Below are 2,707 nucleotides of genomic sequence, written 5' to 3' on the forward strand. Positions count from 1 at the left end.
TTCTGCTGCAGGCGTTAGATCGTGAGGGGGTAAGTCAATGAGTGCAGAAAATCCGTGGGATACCGGCAGTGCGGCTGCCGACGCAACAACCAATCAGGCCGCAGCGACCGCCGATGCGTGGGGAAGCCAGGCGGCCTCAACACCCGCAGCCAGTAGCAGTGCAGACTGGCTGAATTCAGCGCCTGCCCCGCAGCCTGAACATTTTAATATTTTAGATCCCTTTCATAAGACGCTGATCCCGCTCGATAGCTGGGTGACGCACGGCATCGATTGGGTGGTTACGCACTTCCGTCCGCTGTTCCAGGGCATTCGCGTGCCGGTGGATTATATACTGAGCGGCTTCCAGCATTTCTTGCTGGGGATGCCCGCCCCGGTTGCCATCGTTCTGTTTGCGCTGATTGCGTGGCAGATGTCGAGCCTCGGGATGGGGATCGCGACGCTGGTTTCACTGGTGGCGATTGGCGCGATTGGCGCGTGGTCGCAAGCAATGGTGACGCTGGCGCTGGTTCTGACCGCCCTGCTGTTCTGCATGATTATTGGTTTACCGCTCGGTATTTGGCTTGCCAGAAGCGAACGGGCCGCGAAGATTATCCGTCCGTTATTAGATGCCATGCAGACTACACCAGCGTTTGTTTACCTGGTGCCAATTGTGATGCTGTTCGGTATCGGTAACGTGCCGGGTGTGGTGGTGACGATTATCTTTGCCCTGCCACCGATTGTGCGCCTGACGATTCTGGGAATTAAGCAGGTTCCGGAAGATTTGATTGAAGCCTCTCGTTCGTTTGGCGCAAGCCCACGTCAGATGCTGTTCAAAGTTCAGTTACCGCTGGCGATGCCAACCATTATGGCGGGCGTCAACCAGACGCTGATGCTGGCACTTTCGATGGTGGTTATCGCGTCAATGATTGCCGTCGGCGGTCTTGGTCAGATGGTGCTGCGCGGTATTGGTCGCCTTGATATGGGTCTGGCGACCGTTGGCGGCGTCGGCATTGTAATTCTGGCCATTATTCTCGACCGTTTAACTCAGTCCATTGGCCGCGATTCACGCAGCCGTGGCAACCGCCGCTGGTTCAACACCGGCCCAATTGGTCTTTTGACCCGTCCCTTCATCAAATAAACATGATGGCGGCATCCGTGCCGCCTCACGCCCCATCACCGATAAGGAAGCATGATGCGACACACAACTATTTTAGCCGCAACACTCGCCACTCTGATGACCACCAGCGCTTTTGCCGCTGATTTGCCGGGAAAAGGCATTACGGTTCAACCTGCGCAAAGCACTATCTCAGAAGAATCATTCCAGACTTTGCTGGTGAGCCGCGCCCTGGAAAAATTGGGCTATACGGTGAATAAACCGAGTGAAGTGGATTACAACGTGGCCTACACCTCCATGGCCGCAGGCGATACCACATTTATCGCCACTAACTGGAAGCCGTTGCACGACGATATGTACGACGCTGCTGGCGGCGATAAGAAGTTTTATCGTGAAGGTACTTACGTTCAGGGTGCCGCTCAGGGTTATCTGATAGATAAGAAAACGGCCGAGCAATATAAGATAACCAATATCGAGCAGCTAAAAGATCCTAAGATTGCCAAACTGTTTGATACCAACGGCGACGGTAAAGCCGATTTAACTGGCTGCACACCTGGTTGGGGCTGCGAAGCGGTTATCAATCACCAGATTGGCGCTTTCGGCCTGACGAATACCGTGGAACATAACCAGGGTAACTATTCGGCGATGATTGCCGATACCATTACGCGTCACAAAGAAGGCAAGCCGGTTATCTACTACACCTGGACGCCATATTGGGTGAGTGATGTGATGGTTCCGGGCAAAGATGTGGTGTGGCTGCAAGTGCCGTTCTCTTCTATGCCAGGCAAACAGAAAGACGTGGATACCAAACTGCCGAATGGCGCGAACTATGGTTTCCCGGTAAATACCATGCACATTGTGGCGAACAAAGCCTGGGCTGAGAAAAACCCGCAGGCGGCGAAGCTGTTTAGTCTGATGAAGCTGCCACTGGCGGATATCAACGCCGAGAATGCAATGATGCACAACGGTAAAGCGTCAGAAGCGGATATTCAGGGTCACGTCGATGGCTGGATTAAAGCGCACCAGGCCGCGTTTGATGGCTGGGTGAATGAGGCTTTGGCGACGAAGTAAGTTTTTGCCCTCACCCTAACCCTCTCCCACGGGAGAGGGTATAGTCCGGCGCTCTCCCTCTCTTTCTCATACTGATGCCAGTTTTCCCCTTCTCCTGGGGGACAAGGTCGGGATGAGGGCGTCCCAATCAAAAACAAAGCGCACAATCCGACCCCTGCCTACCTTATTTTTAGCTATTATTCCCGCTCCATCATCACAAGCTGAAAAATAACAATGAAAACATCCACTCAAGGACTGAGCCCCGCTCTGATTGTCCTGATGTCTCTCGCCACGGGTTTGGCCGTTGCCAGTAACTATTATGCGCAACCCCTGCTCGACACTATCGCGACGGCATTTTCCCTTTCGATTAATCAGGCCGGGTTTATCGTTACCGCAGCGCAGCTAGGCTATGCCGTAGGTCTGCTGTTCCTGGTGCCGTTGGGCGATATGTTTGAACGCCGTGGGTTGATTGTGTTTATGACGCTGCTCGCCGCGGGTGGGATGGTGATTGTCGCCCTCAGCCAGACGCTGTGGATGATGATTCTTGGCACCGCACTCACCGGC

The 2,707-nt window shown here is 54.0% G+C and carries 3 protein-coding genes; all 3 read left to right on the top strand.

Features of this window, described 5'->3' with window-relative positions:
- Positions 1-37: 37 nt before the first annotated feature.
- Entirely contained in the window at positions 38-1,117 is a 1,080-nt protein-coding gene (gene proW, locus MES37_RS23990) for a glycine betaine/L-proline ABC transporter permease ProW (protein ID WP_064543989.1), read from the top strand.
- 54 nt (positions 1,118-1,171) lie between these two features.
- Entirely contained in the window at positions 1,172-2,164 is a 993-nt protein-coding gene (proX, locus tag MES37_RS23995; RefSeq protein ID WP_237932789.1) for a glycine betaine/L-proline ABC transporter substrate-binding protein ProX, read from the top strand.
- A gap of 213 nt (positions 2,165-2,377) precedes the next feature.
- On the top strand, positions 2,378-2,707 hold a 330-nt coding region (locus tag MES37_RS24000; RefSeq protein WP_237932790.1), incomplete at its 3' end, for an MFS transporter.

This window comes from Buttiauxella sp. S19-1 (genome assembly GCF_022134725.1).
GTDB classification, from domain to species: domain Bacteria; phylum Pseudomonadota; class Gammaproteobacteria; order Enterobacterales; family Enterobacteriaceae; genus Buttiauxella; species Buttiauxella ferragutiae.

What these genes read in the sequence shown, in the direction of transcription:
- proW (WP_064543989.1), top strand. Translation starts at nt 38, where the DNA reads ATGAGTGCAGAAAATCCGTGGGATACCGGCAGTGCGGCTGCCGACGCA.
- proX (WP_237932789.1), top strand. Translation starts at nt 1,172, where the DNA reads ATGCGACACACAACTATTTTAGCCGCAACACTCGCCACTCTGATGACC.